Source organism: Halorubrum trapanicum, from assembly GCF_017873555.1.
GTDB classification, from domain to species: Archaea; Halobacteriota; Halobacteria; order Halobacteriales; family Haloferacaceae; genus Halorubrum; species Halorubrum trapanicum.
Genome location: NZ_JAGGKE010000002.1, coordinates 159,645 through 174,172 on the forward strand (window position 1 = coordinate 159,645; position 14,528 = coordinate 174,172).

Annotated in this window: 16 protein-coding genes and 1 tRNA gene; 6 read left to right on the forward strand and 11 right to left on the reverse strand. The window is 70.4% G+C overall.

Translation table 11 applies throughout. The annotated features are described in order from the left end of the window. Window positions 1-6 precede the first annotated feature (6 nt). From J2744_RS03145 to J2744_RS03180, 8 genes are all read right to left on the reverse strand, one after another. Window positions 7-867: a mechanosensitive ion channel family protein gene (locus tag J2744_RS03145; protein ID WP_209544398.1), complete on the reverse strand. Its 861-nt coding sequence runs from the start codon at window positions 865-867 to the stop codon at window positions 7-9. Between the two features lie 132 nt (window positions 868-999). Next, complete coding sequence (gene cofG / locus J2744_RS03150; RefSeq protein WP_209544400.1) at window positions 1,000-2,169, reverse strand: 7,8-didemethyl-8-hydroxy-5-deazariboflavin synthase subunit CofG; 1,170 nt, start codon at window positions 2,167-2,169, stop codon at window positions 1,000-1,002. Window positions 2,170-2,347: 178 nt separating this feature from the next. Then, complete coding sequence (locus tag J2744_RS03155; protein ID WP_209544402.1) at window positions 2,348-3,076, reverse strand: DUF6498-containing protein; 729 nt, start codon at window positions 3,074-3,076, stop codon at window positions 2,348-2,350. Between the two features lie 77 nt (window positions 3,077-3,153). After that, on the reverse strand, window positions 3,154-3,828 hold the full coding sequence (gene cofC / locus J2744_RS03160; protein WP_209544404.1) for a 2-phospho-L-lactate guanylyltransferase: 675 nt from the start codon (window positions 3,826-3,828) through the stop codon (window positions 3,154-3,156). Window positions 3,829-3,847: 19 nt separating this feature from the next. Next, window positions 3,848-5,026 carry a tubulin/FtsZ family protein gene (locus tag J2744_RS03165; RefSeq protein ID WP_193365843.1) on the reverse strand — a complete coding sequence of 393 codons (1,179 nt, stop codon included), beginning with the start codon at window positions 5,024-5,026 and terminating at the stop codon, window positions 3,848-3,850. A 114-nt stretch (window positions 5,027-5,140) separates the two neighbouring features. Beyond that, window positions 5,141-6,037 (reverse strand): complex I NDUFA9 subunit family protein, encoded by an 897-nt coding sequence (locus J2744_RS03170; RefSeq protein ID WP_209544406.1) that lies wholly within the window; start codon window positions 6,035-6,037, stop codon window positions 5,141-5,143. 96 nt (window positions 6,038-6,133) lie between these two features. Further along, window positions 6,134-6,997: a universal stress protein gene (locus J2744_RS03175; protein ID WP_209544409.1), complete on the reverse strand. Its 864-nt coding sequence runs from the start codon at window positions 6,995-6,997 to the stop codon at window positions 6,134-6,136. 74 nt (window positions 6,998-7,071) lie between these two features. Beyond that, the gene (locus tag J2744_RS03180) at window positions 7,072-8,469 is read right to left on the reverse strand and encodes a hemolysin family protein (protein WP_209544411.1); all 1,398 of its coding nucleotides are present in this window, start codon (window positions 8,467-8,469) and stop codon (window positions 7,072-7,074) included. A gap of 166 nt (window positions 8,470-8,635) precedes the next feature. On the opposite strand from J2744_RS03180, the gene tmk reads away from it, so the two are divergent. Further along, a complete protein-coding gene (tmk, locus tag J2744_RS03185) occupies window positions 8,636-9,229 on the forward strand; it encodes a dTMP kinase (protein ID WP_209544413.1) in 594 nt (197 codons plus the stop codon). 18 nt (window positions 9,230-9,247) lie between these two features. On the opposite strand, the gene J2744_RS03190 is transcribed toward tmk, so the two are convergent. Both J2744_RS03190 and J2744_RS03195 read right to left on the reverse strand, forming a co-directional pair. Continuing rightward, window positions 9,248-9,571 carry a hypothetical protein gene (locus J2744_RS03190; protein WP_209544415.1) on the reverse strand — a complete coding sequence of 108 codons (324 nt, stop codon included), beginning with the start codon at window positions 9,569-9,571 and terminating at the stop codon, window positions 9,248-9,250. A gap of 39 nt (window positions 9,572-9,610) precedes the next feature. Beyond that, a complete protein-coding gene (locus J2744_RS03195) occupies window positions 9,611-10,207 on the reverse strand; it encodes a DUF5813 family protein (protein WP_209544417.1) in 597 nt (198 codons plus the stop codon). A gap of 153 nt (window positions 10,208-10,360) precedes the next feature. Here J2744_RS03195 and J2744_RS03200 point away from each other — a divergent pair, with 153 nt between their 5' ends. Further along, window positions 10,361-11,671 carry a carboxylate--amine ligase gene (locus J2744_RS03200; protein ID WP_209544419.1) on the forward strand — a complete coding sequence of 437 codons (1,311 nt, stop codon included), beginning with the start codon at window positions 10,361-10,363 and terminating at the stop codon, window positions 11,669-11,671. A 48-nt stretch (window positions 11,672-11,719) separates the two neighbouring features. After that, entirely contained in the window at window positions 11,720-12,550 is an 831-nt protein-coding gene (gene pyrF / locus J2744_RS03205; protein ID WP_209544421.1) for an orotidine-5'-phosphate decarboxylase, read from the forward strand. 29 nt (window positions 12,551-12,579) lie between these two features. On the opposite strand, the gene J2744_RS03210 is transcribed toward pyrF, so the two are convergent. Then, a complete protein-coding gene (locus J2744_RS03210; RefSeq protein ID WP_209544423.1) occupies window positions 12,580-12,720 on the reverse strand; it encodes a hypothetical protein in 141 nt (46 codons plus the stop codon). Between the two features lie 50 nt (window positions 12,721-12,770). Between J2744_RS03210 and trmY the strand changes: the two genes are divergently transcribed. The 3 genes from trmY to J2744_RS03225 all read left to right on the forward strand — a co-directional run bounded on the left by trmY (window position 12,771) and on the right by J2744_RS03225 (window position 14,330). After that, entirely contained in the window at window positions 12,771-13,385 is a 615-nt protein-coding gene (gene trmY / locus J2744_RS03215; RefSeq protein ID WP_209544426.1) for a tRNA (pseudouridine(54)-N(1))-methyltransferase TrmY, read from the forward strand. An 11-nt stretch (window positions 13,386-13,396) separates the two neighbouring features. Beyond that, on the forward strand, window positions 13,397-13,810 hold the full coding sequence (locus J2744_RS03220; protein WP_209544428.1) for a CHY zinc finger protein: 414 nt from the start codon (window positions 13,397-13,399) through the stop codon (window positions 13,808-13,810). A gap of 447 nt (window positions 13,811-14,257) precedes the next feature. Further along, window positions 14,258-14,330, forward strand: a tRNA-Pro gene (locus tag J2744_RS03225). Window positions 14,331-14,528 lie beyond the last annotated feature (198 nt).

The following is a 14,528-nucleotide window of genomic DNA, read 5'->3' on the forward strand; positions in this document are numbered from 1 at the left end:
AGCGGCCTACTCGTCGGCGGCGACGTCTTCGATCACTTCGACGCTCCCGGTGAGCTGCCGGTGGACGTACGGCATGTCGATGCCGGCGTCGTCGAACGCCTCCTTGACGGCGGTGACGTACTCGGAGCGCACCCGAACGAAGTCGCCGCGGTCGGGGTCGGCGATCCACCAGCGCGACTGAAGCCCGACGGCGGAGTCGCCGAGCTCGACGAGCCGGACCGAGACGCCCGGGTCGTCGAGGATCTCCTCGTGCGCCTCGGCCTTCTCGACGATGATGTCGGTCGCCTCCTCGATGTCGTCGTCGTAGCCGATCCCGAAGACGAACTTCTGGCGGAGCGTGTCGTAGGCGACGGGGTTCGTCACCGCGCTGTTCGCGAGGTCCCCGTTCGGCACCGTCACCAGTTCGTTGTCGAACGTCCGGACCCGCGAGACGCGCAGGTCGATCTCCTCGACGCGACCGGAGTTGCCGTCCCACTCGATCCAGTCGCCGACCTCGAACGGCTTGTCCTTGAGGATGAAGACGCCGGCGACGAAGTTGCCGAGGAGGTCCTGCGCCGCGAAGCCGACCGCGAGCGCGATGGCACCGCCGAACACCGCGAACGCCGAGAGGAAGCTGCCGTAGCCGGCCACGGCGAAGCCGATCGCGATCGCCGCCACCCAGACGACGGCGTTGAGGACGTTCGCGCCGAGGCTCAACACCGCCTCGTCGAACCCGCGCGACCTGACGACACGCCGAAGCCCGGGAATCAGGACGAGCTTGCCGAGCAACAACACGGCGACGAAGCCGGCGACGAACTGGAGCGCCGTCCTCGCGATCGCCGCCACGTTGACCGCGTTCGCGATCGCGTCGAGCTGTAAGGGGTGCATCACGCCATCGTTCGGGAGACTATATAAAGAAGCTACTGGCACCGCGGTTGTTTACGTCCGGTTCGCCGGCGGAGCCGGCGGGTCGCCGGGATCCGTCAGTCGCTTCGAACCGCGAGCGAGGGGACCCGCGCGTCAGTCGCTTCGAACCGCGAGCGGCCCGTCGCCCCGGGCGACCGCGCGCAGCCGCCGGCCGTGGACGTCGTCCGCGGCGATCCGCTCTCGGACCGCAGCCGGAATCCACGCCTCGCGGTCGGCGGGGTCGGGGGAGGGCGCGGGACCGACGCCCGCCGGACGCAGGTCGTCCGGGAGGTATCGGGCGTACGTCGGGAGCCGCTCGCGGAGCGGCACGCCGCCGGCGTCCGCCACGGCTTCGAGACCGCGGAGATCCGGCCACTCGTACGCGGGGTTGATGTAGTCGTCCGTCACCGGCGAGACCCCGCCGAGGTCGTCGATCCCGCAGTCGACGAGCTCCGCCGCCGGCGAGAGGTTCGGCGGGACCTGAACGGACACCTCCGGCGGGAGCGCGGCGCGCGCCATCGCCACGACCCGGCGCATCGTGTCGCGGTCGGGCTTCGGGAAGTCGGAGCGCTCGTTGGGGACGACGTTCTGGACGATCACCTCCTGGACGTGACCGTGTCGCTCGTGGAGGTCCCGGATCGCGAGGAGGCTCTCGGCGCGGTCGCGCCAGCCCTCGCCGATGCCGACCAGGATACCGGTCGTGAACGGGACGCCCTGCCGGCCCGCAGCGCGGATCGTGTTGAGCCGCTGGCCGGGGGTCTTCCGGCGGCCGCCCGAGTGCGCGTCGACGTCGGCGGTCGTCTCCAGCATGACGCCCATCGACGCGTTCACCTCGCGGAGGTCGGCGAACTGGGCTTCGGTGAGATCGCCCGGGTTCGAGTGCGGGAGCAGCCCCTCCTCCAAGGCGATCTCGCAGGCCCGGTAGAGGTACTCGTGGACCGAGTCGAACCCCCACTCGGTGAGCGTCTCGTGGATCGCGGTGTACCGCTCGTCGGGGTCGTCGCCGAAGGTGAAAAGCGCCTCCGTACAGCCCGCGTCGGCGCCCACGCGGCACTGCTCGCGCACCTCCTCGGGCGACAGGAGCGACGCCTCGCCGGGGACGTCGTAGTAGGTACAGTACGTACAGGTGTAGCGGCACGCCGTGGTGAGCGGGATGAAGACGTTTCGCGCGAAGGTGAGCCGGTCGGCGGCGTCGACGTCGGCCGGGCGGACCGAGAGCAGTCGCTCGACCGCCCGCTCGTCGACCGTCACGTCGACGTCGTACTCGTCGGCTCCGGCGAACACGGCCGTCACTCGCGGTCGGCGTTCAAAAAGGATCGCGGTTGCGGATCCCTCGACGACACCGGATCCGGTTACGTCCCGGGCAGAGGGTGAGACCGATCGCTCTCGTTTCGCCGGCCCGCTCTCGTTTCGCCGGAGCCGATCGGACGGCCTCGCGCGATCGAGAGCCGTCCGTCGGCTTTCAGTACGACAGGCCCATCTCGAACCGGTCGTTCCGCAGCCAGACGCTCGCGGCGCCGATGGGGACGACGTAGATCAGCAGGATGAGCGTGTCCCCGTACGGAAGCGCTGACGTCGACTCCACGTCGAGCAGGAGGATCGCCGTGAACCCGTACACGACGGTGATCGGTGCGATCACGTACAACGCGACAACGAGCAGTCGGCCGACGGGACGGAGGGCGACTTCGAGTGCGTCCGCCGGCGACCGGTCTCGGTACGACCCGTCGCGGAGGAACTGACGCCAGACCTGCGCCGCCTGCGACCCGCAGACGGCGACTACTGTCAGGGCGACCGGGAGCGAGGACAGCGAGGAGAGGCTCAAGTCGAACATCGACACCGCGATCCAAGCGAAAAAACAGAAGAAGCCGGCACCGTTGAACAGCTGCCTGACGACCAGTCGGACGTTTCGCCTGTACAGCGGCGGGAGAAGGGGCAACCCGATCGGATTCGGCGCTTCCCGCCACTTGTCGGCCTCCCCGTCGTCGATCGGCCGTGCCGCGAACAGCGCCGCGGTCGCGAACAGAAGAATGGTGACCCCGATATCGATCAGGTAGACGAGTATCAGCTCGTCGATGCTCCACCGGAAGAAGACGATACCGACGACGAGACAGAGATGCGTAACGAGCACCGAGAGATCGTCTCGGGCGACGCCGAGCGTGTCCGCGACCGCGTCTTCTGCCCGTCTCGACATGCGTTCTGGCGACTAGTAAGACTTTCAGTCACTTGCCAATATCGGCGCGGAACGGCGGTCGACGAGCGGACTGTCGATCACTTCCGGACGGCCGCTACCCGGCCCTCGGACGCGTCGAGCGCGAAGCCGGCCTCGCGGAGCCACGTCGCCGCCCGGCCCTCGCCGTGGATCAGCACCTCCGCGAGGTCGGCCGGCTCGTCGACGTCGGTCCCGAGTCGCCGGGAGTCGACCGCGACGAATTCCGCCCCGATCTCGGCCGCGATCTCGCGGTGATCGAGGTACGACGCGCCGTGGTAGTCCACCCGGAACTCCGGGTGGGAGGCGACGAACGCGTTCGTGCCGCCGCCGCGGCCCGGCGCCATCGCGACGTCGGCGTCGCGCCCGGCCGCGAAGAGTCGGTCGAGCGCCGCGGGCGTCGCAAGCGCGAGGTCCGCCATCACCACCGCGACCGGCTCCTGGGATCCGTCGGTCCCGGCGTCGCCCTCGCCGGCGTCATCTTCGGGGTCGACCCCGATCCGCGCGTCGAGCGCCGCATTCACGGCGTCCGTCAACGGGCGGTCGTCGACGGTCACCGGGGGGTCGACGTTGACCGCGTCGGTGGCGAGGACCCGCGGCTCGCCGCCGGCTGCGGCGACGGCGTCGAGCACGTCGTCGAGCATCGCCCGCGCGAACTCGCCTCGCTCGTCGGGCGAGAGGACGCCGGAGAGTCGTGACTTCGGACGGTCGGTCGAAAAGGGAACGATGACCTCCATCGCGGGCGACGGCGGCCCCTTAGAACAGGGATTCCAGCTCGTCGCTGTCGTCGCTGACGAGCTCGTCGAGGTTCTCGTCGCTCTCCTCGCGGATCTCGTCGAGGTTGTCCTGCGCCTCGATGGCGACCTGCTGAAGCTCCTTGATCCGCGGGACGTTCGTGACGCCCGCGAGCAGGATGACCGTCGCGACGAAGCCGGCACCGCGGTACGGGTAGTCGCCGCCGCGGACCTCCATCGAGCCGGTCTGCTCTTCGAGCCACTTGCGGCCGCGCTCGATGCCCTTCCGGTTGAGGTACTCCGGCGGGCCCGCGAGCACGAGCAGCGCGCGCTCCGCGCCCTCGATCTCGCAGGGGAGCGTGAGCCGGCCGAGCGCCGCCTTGCGGACGAGGCTGGTGATCCGGTTGGTGGTGTGCGCGCTGTCGAGCTCCTCGTCGTCGCCGTCGTCGCGCAGCCGCGAGAGCAGGCCGCCCGAGGAGCGCTCCTCGACCTCCTCCTCCGCGTAGCCGACCGTGGAGACGCCGCCGCCGGAGAGCGTGTTGATGATCTCCGAGGAGTCGACGACGCTCTCGGCGACCTCCTGACCCTGCTGGATCTCGCCCGCGCCGAAGAGGATGCCGAAGCGGCGGACGATCTCCTCGTTGATCTCCTCGTAGCCGCCCTGGACGGACTCGCCCGTCTTCCGCCAGGCGTCGTTGTCGAACACCATCAGGTTGTCAACCTCGCGGACGAACGTCTGGAACGAGCGGGCCGCGTTGAGGGTGTAGATACCCCCCTCGTCGCTGCCCGGCAGGATCCCCAGCCCGTAGACGGGCTCGGTGTAGATCCGCTTGAGGTGTTTCGCGAGCACCGGCGCGCCGCCGGAGCCGGTCCCACCGCCGAGACCGGCGACGACGAGGAAGGCGTCGACCTCGTGGACCGGGATCGAGTCGATCGCGCCCTGGACCTCGTCGATGTCCTCCTCGGCGATCTCAGCGCCCAGTTCGTTGTCCGCGCCGACACCGTGGCCCTTCACGCGCGACTGGCCGATGAGGACGCGCTGGTCCTCGGCGATGTGTTCGAGTCCCATCAGGTCCGCCTTCGCCGTGTTGACGGCCGCCGCGGCCCGAACGATCTCGGAGCCGGTCCGCTTGTCGTACTCCAAGAACTTGTCGACGACTTTACCTCCCGCCTGTCCGAATCCGATCATTGCGAGTTTCATCGTGTGCTCCCTCCGCGTTTGAAATGAACAGAACGTGATCTCGTATATAAGCCTTCGGTTGCCGTTACCAGCGTTGAGATTAGGGCAGTTGACACGTTCGGTCCCCCGGTCATCTCATCGGATCCCGAGGTGCTCGCCGAGCGTGGTCAGTTCCGCCGGGTCGACGCCGAACGCGCCGACGTCGTTGTCGGCGGTCGTGTTGTCGAACTTCAGCGAACGATACTGGTCCGCACCCATCGGGAACCCGGGGACGGCGCCGAGAACGGAGAGTCCGATCTTCGCGAGCGGCATGGGCAGCGGGACGATGGTGACGCCCTTCTTCTCGGCCTCGTAGACGAGGTCCGTCACCTGTCGGAGCGTGAGCACCTCCGGGCCGCCGACCTCGTACGTCTCGCCGGCGTGCTCGTCGTCGGTCACCGCGGCGGCGATCATCGGCACCAGATCCTCAACGTGGATCGGCTGGAACCGCGTCTTCCCGCCGCCGGGAAGCGGGTACAGCGGGAGGCCCGGCGCGAACATCTCCTTGAGCCGCTTGGTGAACGAGACGAACTCGCCGCCCTCGCCGAAGACGACCGACGGGCGGAGGATCGTCCAGTCGAGGCCGCTCTCGCGGACGATTTCCTCCGCCTCGCCCTTCGCGCGGATGTAGGCGGTGTCGCCGTTCGGGTCCGCGCCGAGCGCGCTCAACTGGACGAAGCCGTCGACGCCGCCGTCCTCGGCCGCGCGGACGAGGTTCTCGGTCCCGCCGCGGTGGATCCGGTCGTGCATGCGGTTGCCGCCGTCCGGTTCGAACAGCGGCGAGAGGGCGACCAGGTTCACGACCGCGTCGTGGCCGTCGACGGCCGACTCGATGGAGTCGTAGTCGGTCACGTCGCCGGTGACGCCCGTCACGTCCTCCGGCGTCTCCTCGGGCGAGCGGGAGAGCGCGGTCACCGCGTGGCCGTCGTCGGCGAGCGCGCGACAGAGGTACGACCCGATGAAGCCGGTTCCGCCGGCTACCAACACTTTCATGCGATCAACGTGGCGTGGAAGCCCCGTAAACCTACCGCGCTGTCAGACGCTCGTCGAAAACGGGAGAAACGGTCGGCTGCGACCCGCGGGAGCGTCTCACTCCTCGTCTTGGGTGGGAACCGTTAGCACCGGAACGGGCACGGTCCGGAGGGTGCGCTCGGCGACGCTCCCGAGCAGGTACCGCCCCACCCCCGTCCGGCCGTGCGTCCCCATCGCCACGAGGTCGACGCCGGGATCGTCGACGTACGCCCGGATCCCGCGCGCGGCCGATGAGGCGACCTCGACGGCGCCCACCGCCTCCAGCCCGGCGGCCTCGACGCGGTCGACGCCCTCGGCGACCGCGTCGTCGGCGTACTCGGTGAGGGCGTCCTCCTCGACGTAGTCGCCGATGCCGAGTCCACCCGTGCTGACGACCGAGAGGACGTGGACCGTCGCGCCCGCGCGCTCCGCGATCGGAATGGCTCGGTCGAGCGCGGCGGTCGCCGCCGGGCTCCCGTCGGTCGGGACCAGTACGTCCTCGTACGGGTACGCGGTCTCCTCGTCGCCCGGGCGAAGCGCCAACACCGGAACGGGCGACTGCCTGACGACGCGCTCGGTGGTGCTGCCGACGACGTGTTCGACGCCCTGCCGCCCCCGCGTCGACATCGCGACGAGGTCCGCGTCGACCTCGTCGGCGTACGCTGCGATCGTCTCCGGAACGCCGCCCTGCCGGACCGCCGTCTCCGCGTCGACGCCGCGCTCCGCGGCGCGGGCCGCCGCGTCCTCGACGATCGATTCGCCCTCGCGTTCGAGCACGTCCACCACGTCGCCGCCGATCCGGGTCACGCTGTCGCGGGTCGTGTCCGCGACGTGGAGGAGGTGGACCGTGGCTCCGTGGTCGGCGGCGACCGACAGGATGTGCTCGAAGGCCGCCGCGGCCGCGTCGCTGCCGTCGGTGGGGACGCAGATTCGGTCGAACATACCTGCTCGGTCACGGCCGCAGGTGAAAAACGCTCGCGTCGGTACCGCCCGCTGCGCGTCGCCGCGACGCTCGGTTACGTCGCGCCGTCGCCCGACTCGGCTTCGTCGCCCGACTCGGTGCCGTCAGTCGATCCGTCTCCGCCGTCTCCCGAATCCGGCTCTCGCTCGCGGCGCGTGACGCGCACCGTCGAGATGCGCGCACCGTCGACCGCGGTGACCTCGAAGGCGAACGCGTCGGTCTCGGCGACGTCGCCGACCTCTGGAGAGCGCCCGAGACGGTCGAGGACGAACCCACCGAGGGTCTCGTAGCCGTCGCCGCTGAGGTCGGTCCCGAGCGCGTCGTTGACGGCGGTGAGCGGGACGGAGCCGTCGGCCTCGTGGGTGCGCTCGCCGGTCCGGCGGATGGTGTGGCGGCGCTCGGCGGCGTCGAACTCGTCGCGGAGGTCGCCGACGAGCGCCTCGGCGACGTCCTCGACGGTCGCGATCCCCTCGAACGCGCCCCACTCGTCGATGACCGCGGCCATCTGTCGGCGCTCGTCGCGGAACTGGACGAGGAGGTCGCTCGCGCTCGTCGTCTCCGGGACGACGAGTATCTCCCGCGCGAGGTCGGCCGCGGTGGCGTCGGCGTCGCCCTCCTCGGTCGCGCGCAGCACGTCTTTCACGTCCACGAAGCCGACGACGCGGTCGGCGTCGTCGCCGTCGACGACCGGGTACCGCGTGTGGCCGGCGTCGAGGACCGTCCCGCGGATCGTCGTCAGCGACGCGTCCGCGGGCAGCGAGACGACGTCGGGGCGCGGGACCATCAGCTCGCGGGCCGCGGTGTCGTCCAGCTCGAAGACCCCCTCGATCATCGCGACCTCGGACTCGTCGACGTGGCCGGCCTCGCCGGCCCGCGCCAGCACGCGCCGGATCTCGCGCTCCTCGAGCGTCTCGTCGCTCTCCGAGGCGGGCGGGATCCCGATCAGGCTCGTGAAGGCGTTCGCGGTGCCGTTGAACACCGTGATGCCGGGCGCAAAGAGGAGGTACGAGAGCTTCATCGGCGGCGCGAGGAGGAGCGAGACCCGCTCCGCCTGCGCGATGGCGATCGTCTTCGGCGCCAGTTCGCCGAAGACGACGTGGAGGAACGTGATGAAGGAGAACCCGATCGCGAACGCGACCAGGTGTACCAGCCCCTGCGGCAGGAGCGGGCCGAGGACCGGTTCGATGAGCGCCGCGACCGCCGGCTCGCCGATCCACCCGAGTCCGAGCGACGCGAGCGTGATCCCGAGCTGGGTCGCCGCGAGGTAGTCGTCGAGGTTGGTCATCACCTCCTGGAGCGTCTCCGCGCCCGCCGTCCCCTCCTCGACCAGCTGGTCGACCGAGGTGGCTCGGATCCGGACGAACGCGAACTCCGAGGCGACGAAGAAGCCGTTCAGGACGACCAACACCAGCGCGGCCGCCACGCGCGAGAGCGAGACGGCGATCTCTACCATTCGCTCCCTCCGGGCGCGTGAGCGACTGCTGAGTCGGCGACCATGCCGGCCGTTCGGGGAGAGGTCACTAAAAATGGGGGTCGAGCGCGGACCCCGCCCTACGGGAGCGCCGAACGGCGCCGCCGCGACCCGGGTCGTTTATTCCTCGCGGCGGCGGAACGCGACCATGCTGATCACGCTGGAGGGGCTCGACGGCAGCGGCAAGACGACGGTCTGGGAGGCGCTCCACGACGTGTACTCCGACGCGACGTTCACTCGCGAGCCCACTAACAGCTGGTACGGCGACGCGGTATACCGGTCGCTCTCCGACCCGGACGCCGACCCGCTCGCGGAGCTGTTCTTGTACACCGCCGACCACGCGAACCACCTCTCGGAGACGGTGGAGCCGGCGCTGGCCGACGGCGACCTGGTGATCTCCGACCGCTACTCGGACTCGCGGTTCGCCTACCAGGGGGCGACGCTCGCGCGCGCCGACGTCGACATCGAGCGGCCCTTAGAGTACGTCCGGGGCGTCCACGCCGCGTTCTCGCGCCCGCCGGACGCGACGATCTACCTCGACCTGGACCCGAAGACCGCGGCCGAGCGCGCCGGCCGGACCGACAAGTTCGAGCGCGACGGCTACCTGGCGGCGGTGGGCGAGAACTACGAGCGCCTGATCGACGCCGACCCCGGGCGGTTCCACCGCGTCGACGCGACGCGGTCGCCCGAGGACGTGATCGCTCGGGTCGAGGCGATCGTCGCCAACCTCGTCGAGCGCTGACCAGCTCGGAACCCCTCGTCAGCGCGTGTCCGGCAGTTCGTACTCCTCGGGCGACGGGACGTAGAGGTAGTCGATCGCGACCCCGAGCGCCAGCGGGAGCCCGACCAGAAGCGCCAGCAGAATGGTCGAACTCCCGACGTCGATCCCGGTCCCCACGCCGAGCGCTCCCGTGAACACGAGCGTCGAGACGAACAACAGCAGGGGAGTCAAGACGATCGTGTACACGACGGACCCCCACGACGTCGAGAGCTGAATCCGGAAGAACCGGGTCGCGACCCCGGCGAGGAACGTGTGGAACGCGACCAAGGCGAGGAGGCTGCCGAACCCGAACAGCGCGAGCATGGGCGCCGTACGGGCCGCCGACACTTGCCCCTATCGGCCTCAGACGGCGCCGTCGTTCCCGTGCCGTCGCGCGGCCGAGAGCAGGTCGGAGACCGGCTCCGTGTACTCGTAGCCGGGGATCACGCCCTGGACGTACGTCCCCTCGACGAAGTCGATCAGCGCGCCCGCGTCGTCAACCCCGCGGCGCTCGTTGATATCGTCGAGCGCGTAGGTGACCAGGATCTCGTCGCCCTCGCGTTCGACGACGGGGTCGAACTCGCGGTCCCGGCGGGTGACGCCGCCGACGTCGACGACGCGCCGCTCGAACGTGTCGGCCCAGCCGTCCTCGACCACGTCGGCGACCTCGTCCGCGGTGACCGCCGAGAGCGTCGGGACCCGAACGGTGACGGTGAATCGGATCTGCCGCTCGTCCGCCGGCTCGGCGCGGACCCGCCCGTCGAACGCGGTGGTCGTCGAGACCCACGCGTCGCCGTCGCGCTCGAAGGAGCCGTGGTCCGCGAACGCCCGCCGGACGCGGTCGGGGAGTTCGGCGGCGGAGCCGTCGCCGGCGGAATCGCCGCCGGTCGAGTCGGCGCCGTCGACGCGCTCGGCGTCCGTTTCGGCGTCGTCCGTTTCGGCGTCGTCCGTTTCGGTCATACCGATCCGGAGGCGGCGCGCCCTGAAAAGCCGCTCGCGTGGCCCGCGCAAGCCGCGGGCCGGGATGCCGAGGCGGGGCGTATCGCCTCACCGATACGGGCACGCTCGGCCGGTACGTCGGACCCTTTTGTGCGTCGACCGACGAGGAGAGGTATGGCAGACACGTTCCGGTCCACGGAGGGACTGATCGACGCGCTCGCAGACGCCGAGTTCGACCGACCGCCGGCGCTCGTCAGCAACGCGCACATCACCGGACTCGGTGTCGCCCGCGCGCTCGACGCCCACGACGTTCCCGTCATCGCGCTCGACCGCGCGGGCAACGCCGGCGACGGTGGAGCCGAGACCGGGACCGTCACCCACGACGGGCTGGCGCCGCCCTCCGACGCGGTCGACTTCGCGGGCGCGGTCACGTACCCCCTCGACGACCTCGACGGGTTCCGCGAGGACGTGGAGGCGATCGTCGAGGCGGCGGGCACCGAGGCGGTCGCGTTCGGCTGTATGGACGAGTGGGCGCTGTCGTACGCCGAGGCCGACCCCGAGGGCGTCCGGCTCCCGTTCGCCGGGAGCGACACGCTCGACGACGTGTTGAACAAGTCGGAGCTGTACGCGACCTGCGAGCGGCTCGGCGTCCCCTACCCGGAGACGTACCGGCTGGCGGAGACCGCGGCGTCGGGGACCCGCGAGGCGGACGCCACGGTCGACGAGGCCGCCGACGCGCTCGGCTTCCCGCTCGTGGTGAAGCCCGAACTCAAGCGCGACTTCGAGGAGGCGTTCGGCACCAACGTGATCGAGGTCGCGGACCGCGGCGAGTTCGAGGACGTGGTCGCGGCCGCGAGCGACGAGGGCGTCGCCGTGATGGCCCAGAAGCGCGTCGACATCGCGACGGGGCGGGACCACTCGCTGGCCTCCTACGTCCCCCCGTCCGGGCGCGAGGACGCGCTCGCGGTGGTCGGCAACGCCGCGGTGCGGTTCCCGCGCAACTTCGGCACCTCCTGTCTCGTCGAGACCGCCGACGAGCCGGCCATCGAGGAGCGCGCGCTCGCCGTCCTCGACGACGCGGGTTACCACGGGATCAGCGAGTCGGAGTACGTCTACGACGAGGTCCGCGAGGAGTTCCTCCTGCTCGACGTCAACACCCGGCCGTGGAAGTGGATCTCGATGCCCGTCGAAGCGGGCGCGAACCTCCCGATGGCCGCGTACGCCGCGGTCACCGACGCCGAGTACGAGTCCGACGGCGTCGAGCCGACGCGGTGGGTGTACCTCCGCGACTACCTCTCGCTGCTCGCCGGCGACGACGCGTTCTGGGACCAGCTGTCGGCCGCCGACTGGCGCCGGCTCGTCTCCGGCGCGTTCGAGCGCGACGGGAACCTGACGACCGGCGTCTACCGCCCCGCCGACCCGGGTCCGGCCGCGAAGCTGTTCGAGACGGAGTTCGTCGACCGCGAGTACTACTGCTCCTGTTAGTCGACTTCGGAACACAACGGTTAGTGCGCCCGCCGTCACAGGGCGCGTATGGGCTTCTTCGAGACGCTCGCGGACCGGATCGACGCGGTCGACAGCGTCGTCTCGGTCGGGCTCGACCCCGACCCGAGTCGGCTCCCCGACACCGTGACCGACGCCGACCTCCCGCGGTGGGCGTTCAACCGCCGGATCATCGACGCGACCCACGAGCACGCCGCCTGCTACAAGCCGAACGCGGCCTTCTACGAGGACCCCGACGGCTGGCGCGCGCTCCGCGAGACCGCGGCGTACGCCGAGGGGAAGGGCGTTCCCGTCCTGCTCGACGCGAAGCGCGGCGACATCGGGAACACGGCGCGTCGGTACGCCGAGGCGCTCGACCACGTCGACGCGATCACGGTGAACCCGTACCTCGGGCGCGACTCGCTCCAGCCGTTCCTCGACCGCGCGGACAAGGGCGTGTTCGCGCTCTGTCGCACCTCGAACCCGGGCGGCGCCGACCTTCAGGACCTCGAACTCGCCTCCGGCGAACCCCTCTACGAGCGCGTCGCGGCGCTCGCGGACGTGTGGAACGCGAACGACAACGTCGGCCTCGTCGTGGGCGCGACCGCGCCGGAAGAGCTGGCCGAGGTCCGCGAGATCGTCCCCGAGATCCCGTTCCTCGTGCCCGGCGTCGGGGCACAAGGGGGCGACGCCGAGGCCGCGGTCGAGCACGGGCTCGCCGCCCGGCCAGACCTCCCGGTCGACGTCGGCCTCGTGAACTCCTCGCGCGGGATCATCTTCGCCGGCGAGGAGTCGAGCCGCCCCGACAACGAGGCGACGTACTTCGGGGCCGCGGGCGACGCAGCGAAGCGGCTCAAGAGGCGGCTGAACCGGCATCGCTGACGCCGGCGGTTCCCGCGACCCACCCGACCTCACCCGCGCCCGGCGGCGCAGCCGGAACAGGCGCGGGCCGTCTCGTCCCAGTGGTCGTCGCAGACGGCGCGGCCGCAGCGGTCGCAGGCGTGGGTCGCGGTCGCCGCCTCGCAGACCTGACAGAGTCCGGTGAGGCTCACGCCGGCCGTTGGGTCGCACGCCTTATGAGGGTCGGGGGCGACCGCCGGATATGCGCCAGTTCGTCGTCCTCGGCCGCGACGTGCCCACCGACCCCGACGCGATCTCGCTGTCGGACGTCCCCGGGGCCGGGCGGCTCGACCTCTGCTGTCGGTGCGTGAGCGCGGGCGTCTTCCTCTCGCACGGCATCCGCGAGTCGGTCCGGGTCCACCTCGCGATCGCCGACGAGTTCACCGTCACCTTCGATTCCGACACGCTCCGCCACCTCCACCCCGACGAGCGCAACGTGGCCGCGCGGGTCCGCGACGCGCTCGACGCGAAGGCGGACGCGATCGGACACATGCCCGCGGACGTCTCGCCCGGCGTCGAACTCCGCCGGATGGGACTCGACGCGACGCTCGACCGCCTCCTCGGCGACGACGGTCGCGGCCCGGACGGGACGCTCGTCCAGCTCCACGAGGACGGCGACCCCCTCGTCGACGCCGAACCCCCGACGGACCCCGTGTTCGTGCTCTCGGACCACCACGACTTCGCCGACTCGGAGGCCGAAGCGATCGCCGACCGCGCCGAGCGACGGCTCCGCGTCGGTCCCGAACTGCTCCACGCGGACCACACGGTCACCGTGGTCCACAACTGGCTCGACACCGACGGCTACGCCGAATACTGACCCCGGGACCGATGCCGACCGAACCCTCCGACCGCGAGACGACGACCGTCCCCGACACGGACCCGCGCTTCGAGGTCCCGCTGCGCGGAATCTCCGTCGACCCCGAGACGCGCTGCGCGCACTGGGACGACCCCGTCGACGTGGTCGCACTCCGGTTCGGCTGCTGTGAGACGTACTACCCCTGCGACGCCTGCCACGCCGGGGCGGCCGACCACGAGGCGGTTCCGTGGCGCCGCGAGCGCTTCGACGAGCCGGCGGTGCTGTGTGGCGCGTGCGGGAAGAGGCTCACCGCGCGGACGTACCTCGATAGTGATGACACCTGTCCCGCGTGCGGCGCCGCGTTCAACCCCGGCTGCCGGAAGCACCGCGACCGGTACTTCGAGGTGGAAGGGTCGGACGGCGGAGACGATAAAGACGGATTATAAACGACGGCGCGGTGCGGTGGCGCGTGCCTGCGAGCGGCCGCCCGTGGCGGCCGCGAGGCGCACGCGCGAGGGAGTCGCGAGCGAAGCGAGCGACGAGGCTGGGGAGGCGTGAGGCTGCGGTGCTGTGCGGGGCGGGGTAGGACTCAAAGGGGCAGTCGTGAGGACGACGCAGGCGATGTAAGCACCGGAACGAGGGAGCGAACGAAGTGAGCGACCGAGTGAGGCGCGCAGCGAGCGTGCGTCGTCCTCACGACTGGGGCTTTGGCTGTGTCCATCGCTGCTCTCCGGTCTCCGGTCAATTATTTATCAATGAGCGGCTGGGGCTATGGCGGTGTCTGAGGCTGCCGTCAGTTTACTCATAAATCACCGATACATGTTCCATCTGAAACTCTCTGATCGCCCCCCTTTCGGAAGGATTAAAAGAACGAGCGGCCTTCTGTCGAGTGCGGGCCGGTGGGGTAGCTTGGTATCCTTCGGCCTTCGGGTGGCCGTAACCACGATTCAAATTCGTGCCGGCCCACTTCTCCCGCATCCGTTTTAAACCGACGAGCGACGGCGCTCGTTCTCCGGCTCACCGAACCGACTGCGGTGGCCGCGCCTTCGACCGATCCGCGAGGACGACCGCGACCGTCTTGAACGCCGCGGAGCCGCTGGCGCGAAGCGACTCATCTTCGTCGTCGACGACGGTCGGTCGTCCCGTTGGTAAGGTTCAAGGTCC